Annotated in this window: 17 protein-coding genes and 1 CRISPR repeat array; of the genes, 8 read left to right on the top strand and 9 right to left on the bottom strand. The window is 58.8% G+C overall.

Going from position 1 to position 20,276, the window contains the following annotated elements:
* Positions 1-412 precede the first annotated feature (412 nt).
* The 5 genes from AB1772_11170 to obgE form a co-directional block, all read right to left on the bottom strand.
* A complete protein-coding gene (locus tag AB1772_11170) occupies positions 413-1,495 on the bottom strand; it encodes a bifunctional phosphoglucose/phosphomannose isomerase (GenBank protein MEW5796905.1) in 1,083 nt (360 codons plus the stop codon).
* Positions 1,496-1,523: 28 nt separating this feature from the next.
* A complete protein-coding gene (gene ptsP, locus AB1772_11175) occupies positions 1,524-3,275 on the bottom strand; it encodes a phosphoenolpyruvate--protein phosphotransferase (GenBank protein MEW5796906.1) in 1,752 nt (583 codons plus the stop codon).
* Between the two features lie 64 nt (positions 3,276-3,339).
* Complete coding sequence (locus AB1772_11180) at positions 3,340-3,609, bottom strand: HPr family phosphocarrier protein (GenBank protein ID MEW5796907.1); 270 nt, start codon at positions 3,607-3,609, stop codon at positions 3,340-3,342.
* Positions 3,610-3,612: 3 nt separating this feature from the next.
* On the bottom strand, positions 3,613-4,722 hold the full coding sequence (dprA, locus tag AB1772_11185) for a DNA-processing protein DprA (GenBank protein MEW5796908.1): 1,110 nt from the start codon (positions 4,720-4,722) through the stop codon (positions 3,613-3,615).
* A complete protein-coding gene (gene obgE / locus AB1772_11190; GenBank protein MEW5796909.1) occupies positions 4,703-5,686 on the bottom strand; it encodes a GTPase ObgE in 984 nt (327 codons plus the stop codon). Before obgE ends, dprA begins: the two co-directional genes overlap by 20 nt.
* Before the next feature lie 219 nt (positions 5,687-5,905).
* On the opposite strand from obgE, the gene AB1772_11195 reads away from it, so the two are divergent.
* Positions 5,906-6,529 carry a CDP-alcohol phosphatidyltransferase family protein gene (locus AB1772_11195; protein MEW5796910.1) on the top strand — a complete coding sequence of 208 codons (624 nt, stop codon included), beginning with the start codon at positions 5,906-5,908 and terminating at the stop codon, positions 6,527-6,529.
* Between the two features lie 77 nt (positions 6,530-6,606).
* Positions 6,607-7,539 carry a PfkB family carbohydrate kinase gene (locus tag AB1772_11200; protein ID MEW5796911.1) on the top strand — a complete coding sequence of 311 codons (933 nt, stop codon included), beginning with the start codon at positions 6,607-6,609 and terminating at the stop codon, positions 7,537-7,539.
* A gap of 536 nt (positions 7,540-8,075) precedes the next feature.
* Here AB1772_11200 and AB1772_11205 read toward each other — a convergent pair.
* Complete coding sequence (locus tag AB1772_11205; GenBank protein MEW5796912.1) at positions 8,076-8,723, bottom strand: TetR/AcrR family transcriptional regulator; 648 nt, start codon at positions 8,721-8,723, stop codon at positions 8,076-8,078.
* Between the two features lie 602 nt (positions 8,724-9,325).
* On the opposite strand from AB1772_11205, the gene AB1772_11210 reads away from it, so the two are divergent.
* From AB1772_11210 to AB1772_11230, 5 genes are all read left to right on the top strand, one after another.
* Complete coding sequence (locus tag AB1772_11210; GenBank protein MEW5796913.1) at positions 9,326-10,540, top strand: inositol-3-phosphate synthase; 1,215 nt, start codon at positions 9,326-9,328, stop codon at positions 10,538-10,540.
* 83 nt (positions 10,541-10,623) lie between these two features.
* Positions 10,624-11,259, top strand: a complete 636-nt coding sequence (gene tmk, locus AB1772_11215) for a dTMP kinase (GenBank protein MEW5796914.1) — start codon at positions 10,624-10,626, stop codon at positions 11,257-11,259.
* On the top strand, positions 11,256-12,833 hold the full coding sequence (locus tag AB1772_11220) for a S41 family peptidase (GenBank protein MEW5796915.1): 1,578 nt from the start codon (positions 11,256-11,258) through the stop codon (positions 12,831-12,833). The genes tmk and AB1772_11220 overlap by 4 nt, the downstream gene beginning before the upstream one ends.
* The gene (locus tag AB1772_11225; GenBank protein MEW5796916.1) at positions 12,826-13,509 is read left to right on the top strand and encodes an MtnX-like HAD-IB family phosphatase; all 684 of its coding nucleotides are present in this window, start codon (positions 12,826-12,828) and stop codon (positions 13,507-13,509) included. The genes AB1772_11220 and AB1772_11225 overlap by 8 nt, the downstream gene beginning before the upstream one ends.
* A 13-nt stretch (positions 13,510-13,522) precedes the next feature.
* A complete protein-coding gene (locus tag AB1772_11230; GenBank protein ID MEW5796917.1) occupies positions 13,523-16,030 on the top strand; it encodes a sugar phosphate nucleotidyltransferase in 2,508 nt (835 codons plus the stop codon).
* A gap of 123 nt (positions 16,031-16,153) precedes the next feature.
* Here AB1772_11230 and AB1772_11235 read toward each other — a convergent pair whose 3' ends face one another.
* On the bottom strand, positions 16,154-16,621 hold the full coding sequence (locus AB1772_11235; protein ID MEW5796918.1) for an SRPBCC domain-containing protein: 468 nt from the start codon (positions 16,619-16,621) through the stop codon (positions 16,154-16,156).
* Between the two features lie 226 nt (positions 16,622-16,847).
* Between AB1772_11235 and asnS the strand changes: the two genes are divergently transcribed.
* The gene (asnS, locus tag AB1772_11240; GenBank protein ID MEW5796919.1) at positions 16,848-18,245 is read left to right on the top strand and encodes an asparagine--tRNA ligase; all 1,398 of its coding nucleotides are present in this window, start codon (positions 16,848-16,850) and stop codon (positions 18,243-18,245) included.
* Between the two features lie 468 nt (positions 18,246-18,713).
* Here the strand turns inward: asnS and AB1772_11245 are convergent, their stop codons facing one another.
* Both AB1772_11245 and AB1772_11250 read right to left on the bottom strand, forming a co-directional pair.
* A complete protein-coding gene (locus AB1772_11245) occupies positions 18,714-18,971 on the bottom strand; it encodes an anti-sigma factor (protein MEW5796920.1) in 258 nt (85 codons plus the stop codon).
* Positions 18,952-19,566, bottom strand: a complete 615-nt coding sequence (locus AB1772_11250) for a sigma-70 family RNA polymerase sigma factor (protein ID MEW5796921.1) — start codon at positions 19,564-19,566, stop codon at positions 18,952-18,954. Before AB1772_11250 ends, AB1772_11245 begins: the two co-directional genes overlap by 20 nt.
* A gap of 103 nt (positions 19,567-19,669) precedes the next feature.
* Positions 19,670-20,234: a CRISPR direct-repeat array (repeat unit 36 nt; unit sequence GCTGGGACTTGACGCTAACCGCCGCTTGAGTACATT).
* Positions 20,235-20,276: the final 42 nt, after the last annotated feature.

A 20,276-nucleotide genomic window follows, 5' to 3' on the forward strand; every position in this document is an offset into this window, starting at 1 on the left:
CGTGGGCTCTATATTATCTCGACCGGTACCCCACCCAACGGGTGGGAGCTTCATTGCGACAATCGAGTCAGCAAAAGTAGGGCAGAATCCCTTGGTCGCGTGCGTTTGCGCGCGGCCGGCGATTCTGCCACCGTCGGCTCTATAAAAACTCGACTCGACCCCAGCGATGTAGGTCAAAAGCCCTGAGTCGAACGTGTTGGCGTGAGACGCGGTTCTGACTATCAAGTTATGTTCAGAGGATCTGTTCAGTTGCGAACAACTCACAGCAAGCTGTGGGCTACCGGTTGGGGCACCAGAGGAAACCCACCTGAAAGGTAGGGCACACTACCCATTTTTAATATAGGGCGAGGGACAGCCTCAGGACGTCTGCCGCCCACTGTCACCCACCCCAACGGGTGGGGCACCGGAGACTTTATTCCGTGACGCTGGGGTTGCTCAGCTCTTTCTTCAGGTTCTCGATAACGTCCACCGGCGAGGGATCAACATCGTTGAGAATCGCCAGGTAGTACGAGACAAAATCGCCCATCTGAATCAGGTTGAACACCCGCTGCACGGGGGTCTCGCCCGAGGCGTACAGGTCGATCACCATGATATCCTGCTCCTCAATCAGACGCTTGACTACGTCCATGCGGGCCGAAATCTTTTCGTGGTCATCCTCGCTGCGCAGATTGAGCACGATCAGCTGCTCCTTCTGCTCGAGGGACATGCCGGACCAGCCCACCAATTCGTTGTGGTTAAACTCGGGATAGACATTGGCGAAAGCCATCATCTTGGCATTCTCACAGATCTGGGTCTTCCACCGCAGCGCGGCGACATCGGTCAGCGTGGTGTTGGCGTAGACCACCGGAATCTTGCCGTCGATCAGTTGCGCCAGTTGTTTGGCGGGATTGGTCTGGCTGGTGCTGTCTTCCACCATCCGCTCGCGAGTCACTTTCATGTGTTCGATCGTGCCACGGATGCGCTCGGCGACAGTCTTAACCAGCCCTATTTTTTCCAGAAACACGGCCAACGGAACAAACGAGTATCCGAGCGCCGCGCGCGGCTGCAGGCCGCTCGGCAGCTTGAGCATCGGTATCTCATTGAGCTGCGCGACTTCCTCGAGCAGGCCGCCGGTGGTAAGCACGACAATCATCGCCGAACGGGCCAGGGCGTCGTCGATAGCCGCCAGCGTTTCCTCGGTGTTGCCGCTGTAGGATGATACGATCACCAGGCTTTCATCATCGACATACTCCGGAAGTGCGTAGTTGCGACACACCTGAAACGGGACCAGCAATTCCGACGCCAGCAATGTGCGGGCAAGATCGCCACCGACCGCCGAGCCGCCCATGCCGACCACAACGATATTGCCGACATCGGGGAATTCCGATACCGGCACGTTCCAGCCGCCGGCCATCTTGAGAGCCTTGGCCATCTGCTCCGGCAGATCGAAAATGGTATTGTACATATTGCCGGGGTCGAGGGCCCGGATGGCGTCGAGATCATCAAGTTGTGCCAAGATACTGTCCTTGCTCTAAAGAGGTTGCTTAACTGTCTATCGTACTACGATAACTCTGTATTCGTCTCATCGCGGCGGAGGCGCTGTTGCTGGCGAGCACCGGCTCGACCAGATGCTTAACCACGCTGAAATCGACCTTTTTGATCAACCGGCACGAGTCAAACACCTTGCCGGGGTTCATGGACAACCCGGTCACACCCATGCCGACAAAGAGCACCACACCCAGCGGGTCTCCGGCCGCCTCACCGCAGACACACACTCGTTTGTTCAGCCGGCGGCAGGCCCGGACAGTCATCGCCACCAGGTTCAGCACCGACGGATGAAAGGGATTATACAGGTCAGCCACGCGATCGTTGCCGCGGTCCGCCGACATCGTGTACTGGGTCAGGTCATTGGTGCCAATATGAACAAAATCGGCGAGTTCGGCCAATGGTTCCGCCAGGAGGGCCGCCGACGGCACCTCGACCATCACGCCGATCTGAATACGATCATCGTATAGTTCACCCTTGCGGCGCAGCTCCAACATCGCCTGGCTGATCAGTTTGCGCGCCTTGCGGAATTCACTCAGATCGGAGATCATCGGCAGCAAGATGCAGACGTTCCGTCGCACTGAGGCGCGCAGGATTGCCCTCACCTGGGTTTTGAAGACCTCGGGCAGGTCGAGCATGCACCGGATGCCGCGCCAGCCCAGGGCGGGGTTGACCTCGGCGTACATCGGATCGCCGATCCTGACTTTGTCGGAGCCGAGATCGAAAGTCCGGAAGACCACGTGCGAGTCGGCAAAACGGGCGGCGATACGGTCGTAGAACTTGAACTGGGCGATTTCGTCGGGCGGCGTCTCCCCGTCCATGTAGAGAAATTCGGTCCGATACAGACCGACCGGGATTTTCTTGCCGGCCAGTATCTCGTCAACCGGGCCGGGAAATTCAAGATTGGCAGCTATCTGAACCGGGACGCCATCGGCTGTGCGGGGCGGTATCTCCTCGAGCTTCTTGATCCGGGCGATCATCGCCGGACCGAGCTTTTGCCGCTTTTTCTCGTACTCGGTCCACTCGCGATCGGTCGGATTGATGATGACTTGCCCATTGGCACCGTCGACGATGATCCGGCAGTTTTCGGGTATCCGTGTCAGGGCATGGGGTGTGGCGACCATTGGCATGAGCAGCGACCGAGCAATCAGCGCCGTGTGCGAGTGGGCGCCGCATTCGCCGGCCACAAACCCGACCGCCCGCCGCTCGCGATAGTCGAGCACGTGGCCCGGTGTGAACGAGCGGGCGACAAGTACTGTCTCGGAGTCATAGCAGGCGGTGGATTTCTCACCGACCCCGGCCAGATGTGAGAGCACGCGGTCGGCTACGGCCTCGATCTCTTGAGCCGACTGACGTAGGTACGGGTTATTGGACAGGCGCAGTTGATGAGTGTTTCGGTGCACCATCTGGTTGTAGACGTATGCGGCGTTGCGCTGCTGCGACGTGATTTCCTCGGTCACCTTGGAGAGGAAATCCTGGTCGGTGGCGATCAGAAGCTGGGCGTCAAACACGGTGGCGACCGTGCCGTCCATGCGGCGGCTGGCCGCCTGCTGTAACTTCTTGAGTTCCTTGGACGTATCCTGGACGGCCCGGTGCAGGGCGGCGATTTCGTGGTCAATTTCCGACACTTTGACCGCGAGCTCGGCCACTTCGACATGCCCCGGCACCACCACTTGGGCCTGGCCCATGGCGATTCCGGAGGAGATTGGTATCCCTCTGACTACTTTGCGCTTACCTACATCAGCACCCATTAGCTATCCCAATCGAATAAGCGACCTATATAGCCAATGGAATCAGCCTAAGGCAAGCGGAATATCAGATTTCCTCCCCAAAGCCGGACTGGATAAGCTCAATAACCGCGTTGACCGCCGCTTCGGCGTCGGGACCATCGGCCTCGACCAGCAACTCGGACCCCTTTTCGGCGGCCAGCATCATCACACCCATGATCGATTTCGCATTGATCTTCAGGTCATCCCGTGTGAGAAAGACCTCGGACTCGAACTTCGCCGCCACCGAAACCAAATGTGCGGACGGGCGGGCATGAAGGCCAAGCTTGTTGACGATTTTAGTGGTGCGGCCGGTCATTGATTATTGGTCGGTCAGAACGAAACGTTTGCCCGGAAGTTCCTGCACCACCCCTTTTAATTCCAGAGCCAGGAGATACTCCATGACTTCTGAAACCGGCATTCCGGCGAGGCGGCACAACTGGTCTATCTGAACCGGACCGGCGGCAAGGTGGTCTACCATTTTGAGTTCAATATCGGTCAGGTCGGGCTTCTGTTTGACTTTCTTAGCGTTCAGATCGCCGGCCAGGCGGGGGATCTCCTCGAGAACATCTCGCGCGGAGAGCAACAGCCGGGCGCCCTGTTTGATCAGCGCATTGGTGCCGGTGGATTTATCGGAGCCGGGCCTGCCCGGCACGGCGAATAGCTCTCGCCCCTGCTCAAGAGCGAACTGCGCGGTGATTAGCGCGCCGGACTTGACCCCCGCCTCTACCACGATCACACCCTCTGACATACCCGAGATGATCCGGTTGCGTTCGGGAAAATTCGACGGGTTGGCAACCATTCCCGGCCAGTATTCGGAGTAGATTGCGCCGTGGTTTTTGATCCGCTCGGCCAGCTCCCGGTTGCTGGGCGGGTAGACCAGATCGAGCGGTGTGCCCCATATAGCGACAGTTTTGCCGCCGCTGTCGAGCGCGCCGCGGTGCGCCGCGGAATCGATTCCCTCAGCCATTCCGGAGACAACCGTGATTCCCAGGCCGGCGAGCTCGGCCGCCAACTGGTGGGTGAAACGGCGTCCCCATTCGGTGGCGTGACGGGTGCCAACTATGCCGACGTGTTTATCGCTTGGTGTGCACTCCTCGCCGAGCCGAAACAGCAGCGGCGGGCGGTCATCGATATGCGCGAGAAGAGACGGGTATTCGGGACTGTCCGGGAAAAGCACTGACCAGCCGTGCTGGGCGATTCGCGCCGCCATCTGGCGGGCGGTTTCACCGTCTTGCTTCTCTCTGATGGCGGTGGCTGTGATATCGGACAATCCCGGCACCTGGACTAGTTCGTTGTACGGCGCGCCCAGAGCCTGCGTTGCCGAGCCGAACCGGCCGACCAGGCGGGCAAACCGACCCCGCCCTACTCCGGGGATACTCAGCAGCGTAATAGTGTCCACCAGCCGTTCTTTAGTTTCCGAGCTTATCAAGTTGTCCCTCTATCGCCTGAAGGAACCGTTCCTCGCCGCGGTGGGCCACCGCCGAGAGGTAAAGATACTCCGGCGGCAGTTGCCGCGAAACAGTGTCCAGATCACTTTCGGACAGCGTGTCTATCTTGGTGATGACTGTCAGCGATGGCCGTCTTACCAGATTCGAATCGAACTCCGCCAGTTCTTTCTGAAGTATTAGTCGCGTGGAGGTGATATCCGCGTCGTTTACGTCAATCACATACACAATGAGGCTGGTGCGCTGGATGTGCTTCAGGAACTGATGCCCCAGCCCTTTGCCCTGCGACGCTCCCTCGATCAGGCCGGGGATATCGGCCATGACGCAGGATTTGAACTCTCGGAAACGCACAATTCCCAGGTTGGGCGTCAGGGTGGTAAAGGGATAGTCGGCGATCTTGGGACGAGCCGCCGAGAAGGTGGCAAGGATCGTTGATTTTCCGGCGTTGGGCTGGCCGACTAGGCCGACATCGGCCAACAGCTTCAACTCGAGCGCGAGTTTGAGCTGCTCGCCCGGTAGGCCGGGCTGAGCCTTCCGCGGGCTCTGGTTGGTGGGAGACTTGAACCAGGCGTTGCCGCGGCCACCTTTACCGCCGTTGGCCATTACCACCTGGCGGCCGGGCTGATCGAGGTCGACGATCAGTTCCCCGGTCTCGAGATTCTTTATGAGAGTGCCTACCGGCACCCGCAACACGACACTTTCGCCGGACCGGCCGGTCTTGAGAGAGCCGCTCCCCGGCAGGCCGTTCTCAGCTTTGACAGTGCGGCGATAGCGGTAGTCCATCAGCGTTTTCAGGCCCGGGTCTGCTACCGCGATTATATCGCCCCCCTTGCCGCCGTCGCCGCCGCTCGGTCCTCCCTTGGGGACATACTTTTCGGCGCGAAACGCCACACAGCCGGGTCCACCGTGCCCGGCCGCCACCTCAATCTCGACATAATCGATGAACATCGGCGCAATATCCCGGTCGGGAGGGGAATTGTCAAACAGTGCCTGACAGCGGCTCGCGGGAACCGTCCTGTGTTAGATTGACGGCCGGGAATTGCGCCGGTATATTGGCCGCTGGTTTAAGGGTCTGTGGAAGAAGCGACGCCGGACCGTCGGGCGGGGTCGCCCGACAGCACGGTGACGGTTCTTTAGGCAGACCGGTAACGAATAGGCTTGGAGACAGTGCCAGGGATTAACCAGCGCAAACGGGAATGGTACGAGCGAACCTCGCTCGTGCTCGGCAAGGTCTGTCTCCGACTGGGACTGAAACCGAACTTCCTGACAGCAATATCGCTCGTCTGCGCGATCGTCTCCGGAGTTTATTTCTGGCGCAACGAGATGATCTGGGGCGTGGTCTGGATGCTGCTGACCTCGCTGACCGACATGCTCGACGGTTCCACCGCCCGGGCCGGGAACCTGGGCACAGTCTACGGCGGCATTCTCGATCACGTTTCCGACCGCTACGGCGAGTTTTTCATACTCGCCGGGATAGCCATGTCCGGGGCCGTGCACCCCGGCTGGGGCCTGTTTGCTCTGTTCGGGATGCTGATAGCGTCGTACACCCGTGCGGCGGCAGAGTCGCTGGGGAAAATGGAGAACTGCGCGGTCGGGATCATGGGGCGGCTCGAAAAGTTCGTCATCATTATGGTCGGTTCGATTCTCGAACATTTCCTGCCCACCGGTTCGTGGCCGAAAGGGCGCTGGCTGGAACTGGCGCTGATTATCGTGGGGGTGACATCGGTTATCACCGCCATCCAGCGACTCGCTTTTGCCAGAAAGGTCCTGGGTGACCGCAGGACGGTTTGAGAATGTCATCTTCGTCGTCACGGCCTGACACGCAGCCAGTCCACCGCTAACCAATCGATACAGCCCAAGAACATGGCATGATCACTGCTATCGGCAACCCGGTTTACGACTACATCAAGACCCAGCGAGTGGATACCAAAACGCGCGTGCTCTCCGGCTGTTCGACCAACGCCGCCCTGGCGCTGGCCAAACTGGGAAGCAAGGTGCGACTGATTGGAGCAATCGGCGAGGATTACCGCGCCGAGTTCGGGGCGGGACTGGCCAGGTACGGCATCGAGTACAAGATTCTCCCCTCGCCGGGGACCGGCGGGTTTTCGCTAATCTACTATGATAACTATGGCAACCGCACGCTTGATCTGCTCGGTCGGGCCGCTGATATCGAGCAAATCGACCCGCCATGGTACCAGAACTCCGATGCCGTGCTGATCGGGCCGATACTGGGCGAAGTCTCGTTCGAACGGATTCGCGAAATCAGGCAAAATGTCCAAGGTTTGTTCTTCTGCGATCCGCAGGGGCTGCTTCGCGGCGCCGATCCCGGCGGCCGTATTTTTCACGAGAAGCCGGACGGTATCGAGGAGGTTCTCGGCCTGTTTGACATTGTCAAGCCGAACGAACTCGAAGGAAAAGTACTGACCGGGATCGACTGCCGTCATGATCCGTACGAGGCGGCGCGTATAATCAAATCATGGGGGCCCAAAACCGTTATCGTCACGCTCGCCGAGCTTGGTTCGATCATATACGACGGCGCCCGGTTCGTGGACATTCCTCCGTTTGAGGTCGACCTGATCGACTCCACCGGCGCCGGTGATACCTACATGGCGGGGTTCACGTACGAGTATCTACGCACGCGTGATCTACGGCAGGCGGGATGTTTTGCGTCGTGTGTGTCCTCGATCATGATCGAGCAGGTCGGGCCGGATTTTGTGTTGACTGAGAGAGAAGTTCGCCGGCGGCAGCAGACGCTTCTTGCGATGAACGATTTCCGCCCGCAGGTGGCGGTCAACCGGTAGGGCAGGACCCCCGCGGTCCTGCCGACAACGGCAGGAGCACAGGGTTCCTGCCCTACGGGGACTGCTCGAATCGGGTGGACGGCACACGTCTTCGTGTGCCTCACCGATAACAATGCTACGCAGCATGCTCATGCGGCAGACCGGGAGGGGTTGCTGATGTAATCAGAATAAGACGGGACCCAAGGCCCGTCACACCCGCGGAAGCGGGTGCCCAGTTGTTTTGGCTACGGCAGCAACTCCTGTGCTTTAAGCGCCAAGTGCAAATGCGATTAGGCATTGGGTCGGTGACCAGCGAAGACAACTGGACCCTCGGTCGTGGCCGAGGGTGACGGCCCCTGCGGGCCGTCGGGCTAAAGAAACCTATCCGCCGCTAGCGGAGCGGCCCACCCGACGTCAGGTTGCCGCCAGACCTGGTCCGCTGTGCGAACCAGGTCGTGCTCAAGACCTAATGCAACATACAAAGCCCGTGGACAGCCGTCAGAGGTCTGCCGCCGACAGTGACATGATCGAAGGTGCAGTTCCACGGCCATCTGCGCTCACCCCTTTATCCCATCAAACAAAAACGAAATCAGATACTCCTCCGTGCGGCGATCGGGGACCGCCCGACCGGAGTACTGGCGGCGCAAAAGCGCCTCGATAAGCGCTGATACCAGGTACTCAGTCAGTTCAACATCAAAGTCTCCGCGAATCTCGCCGGTCCGAACACCGCGCGTGATAATGTCGAGTACCCACTGGTGGTGATGTCGCTCGAGATCGATCCCTTCCAGTACCACCCCGGCGTGATCCAACGCATGCGTCACAAACAAGAAGAACTTCTGCTCCGATTCAGTCAGCCTCGCGTTGACCACCAACGATTCGTACAGAGACCGAAAGCGGTCTTTGGCGAGGGCGGCTTTCTCGTTCTGACGCAGCTCGGCAACCAGTTTCGACAGGTAATTGTCGAATACCAGAATAGCGAATTCCAGCAAGTGGCTTTTGGATTCGAAGTATTGGAAGAACGAGCCTTTGGATATGCCGGCTTCGTGGCAAATGCGATCGACCGCGAGACCATCGTAGCCGTACTCGCCGAAAAGACGGATGGCGGCTTGATAGACTTGGAGTTTCTTCTCCGGTGTCAGGCGGCGGAAAGTGTCCGAGATCACGCGGCGACGGACGAGGTCTGTGATTACGTTTTCGTCAAGCATGAGTGTCTCCAGCAAGGGTCGAGCGGGAGACCTGCGGTCCTGCCATGAACCGATGGTCTCTTACGAGCCGGCAGATGAGGGCCCGCCTGCGGCGGGCCGCGCACCGAAAAGTATGTGACTTGTCTGTTTCATTTTATCCTCGAACAACCCACAGCAAGCTGTGGGCTACCAGTTGCGTTTTCAATCAGACGGGACTCCAGTCCCGTCATACCCGCGAAAGCGGGTATCCAGTTGTGATCGTTATGGTGGCCCAAAGATGTCGAGAGAAACACGGTGTAAATGGGCGCACGCATGTGGGCCAGTGATCGGCCGACACAACTGGACCCTCGGTCGTGGCCGAGGGTGACGACCTTGATGGCCGTCGGATGAAAGCCGTTCGGTGAGGTGAGCCCATTGGCCGGGGGTGGCGTTGGCCATCTCCGGGCAGACCAGGAAGTCTGCCGCGCACGGGCGTAATGACCAATTGGTCATAATGCATATACCAATATTATATATTTCTCTGCGCTGCACCAGCAATTATTGACGGCCCCGTTGAAACCCTGATATATTCCGGCCGTTTAACAATGGTCAAACAGGCTCGCTTCAATAGAAGGGAATCAGCCATGAGCAGGAAAGTAAGAGTCGCGATTATCGGAGTCGGCAACTGCGCGTCGTCGCTGGTGCAGGGTGTCGAGTTCTACAAAAAGGCCAGGGAGGATGAGAAAATCCCCGGCCTCATGCATGTCAACCTGGGCGGGTATCATATCCGCGACATCGAGTTCTCGGCGGCTATTGATATCGACAAGAACAAGGTCGGCAAAGATCTCGCTGAGGCGATCTACACCTGGCCTAACTGTACCTACAAGTTCTGCGACGTGCCAAAAACCGGCATTATTGTCCAGCGCGGGATGACCCACGACGGGCTGGGACATTATCTCAGCCAAATCATCGAAAAAGCTCCCGGCGACACGGTCGACATCGTCAAACTACTCAAGGATACCGGGACCGACGTGGTAGTCAACTATCTGCCGGTTGGCTCGGAAGAGGCGACCAAATGGTATGTCGAGCAGATACTCGACGCCGGCTGCGGACTGGTGAACTGTATCCCCGTGTTTATTGCTCGCGAGGCGTACTGGCAAAAGCGGTTCAAGGAGCGGGGCCTTCCGGTGATCGGCGACGATATCAAGTCGCAGGTGGGCGCGACCATTCTCCATCGCGTAATGACACGCCTGTTCCTGGAACGCGGAGTCATCCTCGACCGGACCAGCCAGCTCAACGTGGGCGGCAATACCGACTTCCTGAACATGCTGGAGCGCTCTCGTCTCGAATCCAAGAAGATCTCCAAGACCAATGCGGTTACCAGCCAGCTCGACTACGAAATGAAGCCGGGCTCGATCCATATCGGACCGTCGGACTACGTGGAGTGGCTGCAGGACCGCAAGTGGGCGTATATTCGCATGGAAGGCACTACCTTTGGCAACGTGCCGCTCAATATCGAGTGCAAGCTCGAGGTCTGGGACAGCCCGAACTCAGCCGGGGTGGTGATCGATGCAGTTCGCTGCTGCAAGCTGGGTTTGGATAACGGCCTCTCCGGCGCCCTGGTGGAGCCGTCGGCTTATTTCAAGAAGTCGCCGCCGATTCAGTACACCGATGAGCAGGCGCGCCAGATGACCGAGGAGTTCATTGCCAGGTACGGCTGGAAGCAGACCGGTGTGCGTCAGCCGATGAAAGCCGCCGCCCGCAAGCCGGAGGTCAAGAAGCCGGCGACTCGGAAATCCTCGCCCACGAAGAGCGTGAAACCGTCAAGCACCAGGCGGGTGGTCAGGACAAAAAAGTAGTGTCGCCTTGATGACCCATTTCGTAATTTTTGCCGGCGGCTAAAGGCCGCCGGTTTTTTCTATGATTCGCCGAGTGGTTCGTTATGAAATCTCCCCGTAGAGAACGCGGCTTGTTTGTCACTTTCGAGGGGATCGACGGCTGCGGCAAGTCAACCCAACTGGAGCGGACCGGTCACTATCTGAAGGTCAGGGGGTACGATGTAGTCAAGCTGCGGGAGCCGGGTTCCACACCGGTGGCTGAGAGCATCCGCCGCATTTTGCTCGATCGCAATTCATCGCTGTCGGATACCACCGAGCTCCTGCTCTATGAAGCCGCGCGTGCCGATATCACTGCCCGGGAGATCATTCCGCACCTTGAAGCCGGCCGCATTGTGCTATGCGACCGGTTCTATGACAGCACCACTGCATATCAGGGTTACGGGCGCGGGTTGGATTTGAAGATGGTCCGACAATTGCACCGGATGGCGGTAGGCCAGTGCCGACCGGATCTCACTCTTGTGTTCGACATCAGCCTCAAGGTGGCGGCGACCCGGCTCGGCCCCAAACGCGATCGTCTCGAGGCAGAGCCTGCCGCGTTTCACCGGCGGGTGCGGCGTGGATTTCTCAGGATCGCCGAATCTGAACCTGGGCGGGTAAAAGTCGTAGATGGGACTCCGTCGGTCGATACGGTGTTTGAGGAGGTGAAAAAGCACCTCGACCGGAAATTACGTCGCCTATGACCCTGCCTCCGTTTTCTCAGCGTCGCCACGTCCTTCTGTCCGCCTGTTTTCTCGTGCTCATAAGTCTGATAGCCGGGGCTAGCGGTGTCTTTGTTCTGACAGATCAAGGACTGCGTGATTCGCTGGATCTGATCCGGCTGGCGACAGTCATAAACCGGGTCTACGAACACGAAGTCAATTGGGACCGGATGGCTGAGTCGGCGATGGACGCGATGTTCTCGCGGCTCGACAGGTATTCCGGATACGTGCCGCCGCGCCAGTGGGACCGTATGCAGGAGGAACTCAGCGGCAGCTATTCGGGGATCGGTGTCTCGGTTATCGAGCATGACAGCGGGCTGCTGATTATGTCGGTACGCGAGGACGGCCCGGCTGCCGAAGCGGGCGTACTGAGCGGCGACATTATCTCCAGAGTGGACAGCACCAGCCTTCGCGGCCTCGCTGCCGATCACGCCACCGGCGTGCTTCGCGGCCCGGCCGGCACCGACGTTTCGCTGACGTTGTTTCGCCCGGTCGATGAGGACACGCTGCGAGTTAAAGTCACGCGCAAGAAGATCGATTTCGTGCACATACCGTTTGCCGGGCTGACGTCTGATACCGTGCTGTATATCAGGCTGCTCGATTTTGACGCCGGCGCGTCGCGCGCGCTGAAATCCGCCCTTGATTCGCTCCTGGGCAAGCCAGGACCTCGTCCGCAGGGCGTGATTCTCGACTTGCGCGACAATCCGGGCGGACTGCTTTCAGAGGCTATACAGTCGGCCAATCTCTTCCTAGATAAGGGGAAGTTTGTGGTCGGCACCGATGGCCGCTCGCGATGGGAAGAGGAAACGTGGTATTCCAGCGGCCGGGATATGACGCGCGGGCTGCCCATGGCGATCCTGGTGGATCGCGGATCGGCCTCGGCGGCGGAGATTGTCGCGGGGTCACTCGGTCAGTTGGGGCGGGCCGTACTGGTGGGCGACACGACATTCGGCAAGGGGCTGGTTCAGGGATACAGCCGCCTCCACGACGGCAGCGGTGTGCGCCTGACGGTTTCGCGCTACTACCTGGCCGATTCGCTGTACCTGAACGAATTCGACTCGACTCTGACCGAAATCGGCCGTGGGCTGGCGCCCCATCATGTCCTGACGCTGGAGGAACAATCCCATTTCGTGCGCGCCATAGAGAGTTCGCTGTTGCTTCAGCAGTTTGCCGCAAGGAACCAGGATGACATAGTCGCCGCCGATCAGTTCGCCCTGGATGATTCCTGGGTGGAACGGTTCCGTCAATTCGTTACCAGCTCCGGATTCGAATACGTATCCCCCACGACTGAACAGGTGGAAAAACTGATGAATGTGGTTTTGCAGGAGCCGCCCAATCGGCCGTTACGGCGCGCGAACAGATTGCTGCTCGAGCACGCGCGCCGGCTCGATGCCGATGAGTTCATGCGCCACGGTGATTATGTCAAGATGCGCCTCAGGCAGATCGCCCTGGAGCGAAGGTCGGGCGCTTACACCGCCTATCTCAAAGCAGTGGTGCCGTCGCGGCCGGACATTCAGTTTGCGGCGCAGCTTCTCAAATCGTCTCGCCATGAATAAGACCCACCTGGCCATATTCTGCGATTTCGACGGCACGGTGGCACGGCGGGACGTGGGGTATCACCTGTACCGCCACTTTTCCGGAGGCCGCAACGAGGCGTTGCTTCCAGACTGGAAAGCCGGGCGCCTCTCGACTCGCGACTGCATGCGGCTCGAATCCGAGATGGTTCGCGCCACACCACAGCAGATTGACAACTTTCTGGACCAATTCGAACTCGACCCGACTTTCGCCGAGTTTACTCGGCTCTGCGCTGACGCCGGCGTGCCGGTGGTAATCGTCTCCGAGGGGTTGGACCTGTATATCCGTCGACTGCTCCTTCGGGCGGGGCTCGATCAGGTCAGCTTCCGGAGCAATATCGCCCACCTGGAGAACGGCGGGATCAGAATAGAATTCCCCTACCCGTTCCGGATCTGTCCCGGCTGCGGCAATTGCAAGGCTGCCCGGATAGAGGAGTTCCGGCGAGCTGCGGGAGAGACCTGTCGCGTGGTTTTTGTGGGCGACGGGTATTCTGACGCCTGCGGCGCCCGGGCGGCCGATATCGTTTTTGCCAAAAAGGATCTGATGGCATATTGCGACTCTGAGAAGATTGCGTATAATGTTTTCGGTGATTTCAAGGACGTTTCCAGCCGATTGATACAACAAGGACTCCTTGTCTTGAAGCGTGAATCCGGATGACCAAGGTACGTTGATGAAGGCTATTGTCATGGCAGGCGGGTTCGGGACCCGTCTACGCCCCCTAACAATCAACACCCCCAAGCCGATGGTGCCGATCGGCAATATCCCCATGATGGAACATGTGGTCGGCCTCCTCGCCCGGCATGGCCTGGCTGACGTAACCTCGTTGCTGTATTTCCAGCCCGAGAGTATCCGCGGGCATTTCGGCGACGGCGCCGCGGTCGGCGTGCGCATGAGCTACGAGAAGCCCGCGGATGATCTCGGCACCGCCGGAGCTGTCCGCTATGCCGTGGGGGACACCCGGGAGCCGGTACTCGTGATCTCAGGCGACCTGGTAACGAATTTCGATCTGGCGGAAGCCATTGCCTGGCACCGGCAGAAAGAGGCCGACGCCACCGTTTTGCTCACGCGGGTGGAAAACCCGATCGCCTACGGAATCGTGATTACCGACGACGACGGCCGGATCGTGCGCTTTCTGGAAAAGCCGACCTGGGGCGAGGCGTTCTCTGATACGATCAATACCGGTATTTACATTCTGGAGCCCCAGGCGGTCGAACTGATCCCCAAAGACGAGAATTTCGACTTCTCTCAAAACCTCTTCCCGCTGATGCTGAAAAAGGGGATGAAGCTGTGCGGCAAGATCATGGCGGGATACTGGAAAGATGTCGGCAATGTTGACGAGTACTTCCGCGCCCATTTTGATTTGTTCGGGGGCGACCTGAAGCTGGATCTCAAGGCCGAGCGGCAGATCCTGGATCAGGCGGTGATTCACCGCGGCCGCAATGTCCACCTCGGGCAGGGTACCAGATTCTCCGGTACGATATTGCTGGGGGATGACGTGCACGTGGGCGACGGCTCCGCGCTGCACAACTGCGCGCTCGGGCAGCGGGTACGGATAGGGGCAGGCTGCAGTCTCAAGGACACGGTGGTGTGGGCGGATACCACGATCGGCGGCCAGTGCCGTTTCTCGCGGGCCCTGGTGTGCGCCCGGGTTCAGATCGGCGATAATGTCGAGCTGGCCGATCATGCCATCATCTCCGATGACTGCGTGGTAGGCGATGACGCTACGGTGCGAGCCAACTGCAAGATCTGGCCCGGGAAGCGGGTAGACGAGAGCGCGATTGTGTCATCGTCGCTGGTATGGGGCGATGCCTGGAACCGGGAACTGTTCACGGATTCTAAGATCACCGGCCTGGCCCTGACCGAGATTACGCCGGAGATGGCTGTAAAAGTTGGCGCGGCGTTTGGTGCCACACTGGGGCCGGGAGCTGCGGTAGTAACCAGCCGGGAAGTCTCAGACGTAGCGCAGCTACTGAGACGCTCTATGATGGCCGGGCTGCTTGCCTCAGGTGTCAACGTATACGACCTGGAAACGCTGCCCGTGCCGGTTGTACGCTACGCCCTTCGAAAGGGCGAATATGCCGCCGGCATCTACGCTCGTCACAACCCCGTCGATTATCGCTATCTCGACTTCATCTTTTTCCACGGGTCGGCGCTCGACATGCCGCCGTCGCAGCTCAAGAAGGTCGAGCGGAATTATTTCGGTGAGGATTTCCAGCGCGCTTCAATCAATGACATCGGCCACCTCGACTATCCCCAGGGCATCTTGCGGGATTACCAGGCCGATTTCATGTCCGAGGTGGACGCCGAGATCATCAAAGAAGCCGGGTTCAAAATTGTTGTCGATTATGCCCACGGGTCATCGTCGGAAGTATTCCCCGACCTTTTCTCGCGGCTCGGTATTTCCACCACGGAGCTTAACTCACACCCTAATCCGAAGAAATCTTCGGTGCCGCCCGAAGAGTCGGCGCGGGCGATTGTGCAGTTGTCGGCCATAGTTCGCTCACTAAATGCTGATGTCGGATTCCGAATCAACCCGGCTGCCGAGAAGCTGACTGTGGTAGATGAGAACGGCCGCCCGCTCGACGACCAGATCCTCCTCATGATAGTCACCGAGCTGTACTTACAGACGCATCATCCAAAGAGAATCGCCGTGCCGGTGGCGGCTACGATGGGGATCGAGGAGATCGCCGAGCGGTACGGGGTCGAGGTGGTGCGCGTGACCAACGATCACCAGGCGATGATGAAGATTCACAACTCCGGTGGCGCCGACTTTGTGGGCGGCACGCGCGGCGGGTTTATCTTCTCACGCTTTCACAGCGGCGCCGACGCTATGTTCGCGCTCATTCACATTCTGGAGATGCTCGCCCAGACCCGCGGGCGGCTCAGCCACCTGAGAACCAACTATGAGCATCTCGTGCGGCAGACGGTGACGGTGCCTTGCCCGTGGTCGCGCAAGGGGATGGTCATGCGACGGCTGATCACCGAGTCGGCCAACAAGCGGCGGCAGTTGATCGACGGTGTGCGCATTCTCGAGGACGACGGCTGGGTACTGATCGCGCCGGACCGGTTCAACGCTGCGTTCAGCATCTTTGCGGAGTCGACGTCGCGTAAGACCACTGAATCGCTGATCCGCAACTACCGCACGGTGGTCGAGACTTGCCAGGACAGCCAGAAGTAAGGTCTGGTGGACAAGTCCGGCGGCCCACTGCGCCTCTGATCGGCAGGCCTCCGCGCCTGCAGCCCCCAGGACCATTTGGGACAGAACCCTCCCGATCAATTATCTGTTGCCAGTCACCGCACGCTACCTTCTCGACGTGGTCCGTTCACAACGGTAGGTGATCCCGTGCTCGATGTAGAATTTCAGGAGGGTCAGGGCCTCACCCCAGCCGGATGCACACTCGAGGATCATGGCGCGGCCATCGGAGGTGTCGCGATAGCCCCCCTCTTCAAGCGTCACCACCGTACCCCCATCCTGCGCGGTCAACTCAATTCGGACAGTTGTCGCCCGCTGTTCGGCACCCCACTGGAACGAAAAGAGCCGCGGGCGTTCTATCTCGAGCACCTTCCCCGGCACCTTCATTGTGTATTCATCCGGGCCCCAGTCCTTCCAGGAAAACGAGCAGACGCCTCCGGGCTTGGGATCCAATTCCATGCCGGTCGTGAAAAACTTGTCCCAGTGTGTCGCCGAAGTGACTGTATCGAACACCTCGTCCGGCGCTGCGGCGATGAACGTCCGCTGCCGGACTTTCTCGTTTAGTAGCTCAGCCATCGTATACTTCCTTTCAGTCGGCCGATCAGTCTCCCAAGCCCGCCGCTTGCAGCAGGTTTATGCTACGGCCGTAGCACCACGCCTATTACTTTGATTCGCTACCAAGATAGTTCAGTCAATCCGACGTGTCACGCCTGATTTCACGCATGCCACCCCCTTGCCTAACAAGCTGTGGCGACATATCTTTGCCGGTCCGTAATATCGCTTTTCGTGAAGGAACGCCGCCATGGATTACAAAACCCGAACCCGCATTTCGCGCGTCCTTATAGATGACGCAGTTCCGGCAGGCACAGCTATCACCGTGCTCGGCTGGGTAAGAACCGTCCGTATTTCTAAAGCGGTCGCCTTTGTCGAAATCAACGACGGTTCCTGCATGGGGAATATCCAGGCGGTCGTACACGAACCGGCTAAACTGCCGGTGCTGGAAAAGCTGCTGACCGGCGCTTCGGTACGAGTCAAAGGCAAACTGGTGCCGTCGCAAGGTGAGGGCCAGAAGTACGAGCTGACAGTCGAGTCGCTTGACCTGGTCGGCGAGGCCGACCCGTCGTACCCGCTCCAGAAGAAACGGCATACTTTTGAATACTTACGCGAGATCGCCCACCTTCGGCCGCGCACCAATACGTTTGGGGCGGTAGCGCGTATCAAGTCGAAACTGGCCTATGCCATTCACAAGTACTATCAGGAGCGCGGCTTTTACTATATCCACACGCCGCTGATTACTGGCTCGGACTGCGAGGGAGCCGGTGACCTGTTTCGGGTGACCACGCTCGATCTGGACAAACTGCCACGCAAGGACGGCAGGATAGACTGGGATGCCGATTTCTTTGCGTCGGAGACATTTCTTGCGGTGTCAGGCCAACTCGAGGGCGAGCTATTAGCCACCGCGCTGGGAGATATATATACGTTCGGGCCGACCTTCCGCGCCGAGAATTCCAATACCAGCCGGCACGCCTCGGAGTTCTGGATGATCGAACCGGAGATGGCCTGGGCGGAGCTGGTAGACAACATGGATCTGGCCGAGGATTTTCTGAAATACCTGTTCCGCTACGCGCTCGAAGAGTGCGCCGACGACATGGCGTTCTTTAATCAGTGGGTGGACAAGGATGTCATCCGTACGCTCGAAAGCGTGGTCAATTCGCAATTCGAGCGCATCACGTACACGCAGGCGATTGACCTGCTCAAGAAATCGGGTGAGAAGTTCGAGTACCCGACCGAGTGGGGCAGTGATCTCCAAAGCGAACATGAGCGTTACCTGACTGAGAAGAAAATCGGCCGGCCGGTGATCGTGACCGACTATCCCGAACAGATCAAGTCGTTCTATATGCGGGTCAACGATGACGGCAAAACGGTAGCTGCGATGGACGTGCTCGTGCCGAAAGTGGGGGAGATTATCGGCGGCTCGCAGCGCGAGGAACGGTACGACGTGCTCATGGATCGGATCAAGAAGAAGGGGATGACCGGCATCGAAAACTACTACTGGTACACCGACATTCGCCGTTGGGGGACCGTTCCGCACGCGGGATTCGGGCTTGGGTTCGAGCGCTCGGTCATGTACATCACCGGCATGGCGAACATACGCGACGTACTGACCTTTCCTCGCGTGCCGAGGTGGGCGAAGTTTTAGGGGGGTCTTGTAGTTTTGTGCATCGAAACCATCCCCGCTGGAGGAGAGGTGGTTTCGACAAAGCTCCTTTCTCAGAGGATGTCAGCACCCTAACAACTAGTATTTGCTAATTCCGTGCGTGGCAGACGTCCTGAGGCTGTCTCAAAAGACGCCGAAACAGTTGCGTCAGTTCTTGCCCCTTTTTCTTTGACCGTTGAACAAGGCAAAAGGGGTGTGAACTGACGCGCCTACCACGCTCCAGATCTACGGCGTCAGGTCACACTTCGAGCCCGACCCGCGGAGCGTGTCGGACCCGAAGCAAGACCTGCCGCAACAGATCGAGGTTTTGAGACAGCCTCTCCCCGTGTGCCCGTGTATCGAAGAAGGATCTGGATGGGGCAGACCGGGAGGTCTGCCGCCCACCATTGGGAGTTATTGGTTGGGAAGTCACCAGCACCCAGAGCAATGTTGTGGGCCACCTGATTTCACTTAACCCGGTCGCTTGCCGAACTTTTGTTCCCAGCGGGTTTTGAGCAAACCGTTGAGCCGCGCCTCGAGCGCGGGCGGCAACGGCTCCGGCTTGCCACCGCGGCAGAGCGTGACTGTCTGGCGGAGTGTGTCTATCATGATCCGGCAGTTCTCGCACTCGCCAAGATGTCTCTGTATCTCGGCGCAGGTGGCCTGATCCAGAGTGCCGTCGAGATAGTCGTTCAGGTCGTTGAGATACTCAGGACACTTCCCGGTCATAGCGGGTCTCGAAAATTTCTGAGAGTTTTTCCCGAAGCGCCAGTCGGGCGCGCAGAATACGTGACTTGGTGGCCGCTTCGGATTCATTTATGATCGCCGCAATTTCTTTCACCGACAGCCCCTGGTCGTACCTCAGCAAGAACGCCTCGCGATACTGATACGGCAGCTCCGCGATCAGTTTGTCGATCGCCTGCCGAAGTTCCTTGTCCTCGAGCAGCTTCTCCGGGTCTTTCCACTCGAACAAGCCATGACTGCCATGGCCGTGACCACCGCTGTCGTCATCGGCCGCCACTCGTACCGGCAGGTACTCCTCGATCGGCTTGAGGTCTTCCTGCTTCCGCCTGGCGAGCATCGCCCGCGCCTGGTTGAGCGCTATCGAGTACAGCCAGGTGCCGAACGACGACTCCAGCCGGAACTGGTCGATCTTGTCGATCGCTTTGAGAAACGTGTCCTGGACAACATCCTCGGCGTCCTGGCTGTTGCCGGACAACCGCAGGGCCAGGCCGTAAATACGATCCTTGTGGGCCTTGATGAGGTCGGTGAAGGCCTCGAAGTCACCGGCCTGCGCTCGCCGGACTAACAGTTTCTCATCCATTGGATGGCAATATAGGGTTTTTGATTCGGAATGTAGGCTGGAAAATTGCGTGGCGCTGCCGGGTGGTCAGCTTGGCAATGGGTAAAGCTGCCCACTCGGCAGCGCTGGGACTTGACGCTAACCGCCGCTTGAGTACATTTTTCTCGTGACGCTGAATGTGGCTTTCATGGCTGGGACTTGACGCTAACCGCCGCTTGAGTACATTAGGCTGATACCTTTATCCGCATCGAGCGGCGCTGGGACTTGACGCTAACCGCCGCTTGAGTACATTATCGTGCGCTGATTCGTGGTGATCTGGGCAGCTGGGACTTGACGCTAACCGCCGCTTGAGTACATTCCGGTCCTGAACATACCCGGGACCGGTTGGGCTGGGACTTGACGCTAACCGCCGCTTGAGTACATTTTCTAACGCGAGGGCACGGAGGCGTGGGTCCGCTGGGACTTGACGCTAACCGCCGCTTGAGTACATTAATCGGAGCCGTCAGTATTCGCGAATGTCCGCTGGGACTTGACGCTAACCGCCGCTTGAGTACATTCTTCCAGCTCACACCAAACACAACCGACTTGCTGGGACTTGACGCTAACCGCCGCTTGAGTACATTCGGCATACCGGGTTACCGCGTGGTTATTCGGCTGGGACTTGACGCTAACCGCCGCTTGAGTACATTTCAAGATGGAAAATGTCGCCGAAGAAATTGGCTGGGACTTGA

It is taken from the genome of Candidatus Zixiibacteriota bacterium (assembly GCA_040752815.1).
GTDB lineage: Bacteria > Zixibacteria > MSB-5A5 > GN15 > FEB-12 > JAGGTI01.

Bases quoted from the DNA above. Each gene is read 5' to 3' on its own strand.
- ptsP (MEW5796906.1), bottom strand. From the start codon at position 3,275: ATGGGTGCTGATGTAGGTAAGCGCAAAGTAGTCAGAGGGATACCAATC.
- AB1772_11180 (MEW5796907.1), bottom strand. From the start codon at position 3,609: ATGACCGGCCGCACCACTAAAATCGTCAACAAGCTTGGCCTTCATGCC.
- obgE (MEW5796909.1), bottom strand. From the start codon at position 5,686: ATGTTCATCGATTATGTCGAGATTGAGGTGGCGGCCGGGCACGGTGGA.
- AB1772_11200 (MEW5796911.1), top strand. From the start codon at position 6,607: ATGATCACTGCTATCGGCAACCCGGTTTACGACTACATCAAGACCCAG.
- AB1772_11205 (MEW5796912.1), bottom strand. From the start codon at position 8,723: ATGCTTGACGAAAACGTAATCACAGACCTCGTCCGTCGCCGCGTGATC.
- AB1772_11210 (MEW5796913.1), top strand. From the start codon at position 9,326: ATGAGCAGGAAAGTAAGAGTCGCGATTATCGGAGTCGGCAACTGCGCG.
- tmk (MEW5796914.1), top strand. From the start codon at position 10,624: ATGAAATCTCCCCGTAGAGAACGCGGCTTGTTTGTCACTTTCGAGGGG.
- AB1772_11220 (MEW5796915.1), top strand. From the start codon at position 11,256: ATGACCCTGCCTCCGTTTTCTCAGCGTCGCCACGTCCTTCTGTCCGCC.
- AB1772_11225 (MEW5796916.1), top strand. From the start codon at position 12,826: ATGAATAAGACCCACCTGGCCATATTCTGCGATTTCGACGGCACGGTG.
- AB1772_11230 (MEW5796917.1), top strand. From the start codon at position 13,523: ATGAAGGCTATTGTCATGGCAGGCGGGTTCGGGACCCGTCTACGCCCC.
- AB1772_11235 (MEW5796918.1), bottom strand. From the start codon at position 16,621: ATGGCTGAGCTACTAAACGAGAAAGTCCGGCAGCGGACGTTCATCGCC.
- asnS (MEW5796919.1), top strand. From the start codon at position 16,848: ATGGATTACAAAACCCGAACCCGCATTTCGCGCGTCCTTATAGATGAC.
- AB1772_11245 (MEW5796920.1), bottom strand. From the start codon at position 18,971: ATGACCGGGAAGTGTCCTGAGTATCTCAACGACCTGAACGACTATCTC.
- AB1772_11250 (MEW5796921.1), bottom strand. From the start codon at position 19,566: ATGGATGAGAAACTGTTAGTCCGGCGAGCGCAGGCCGGTGACTTCGAG.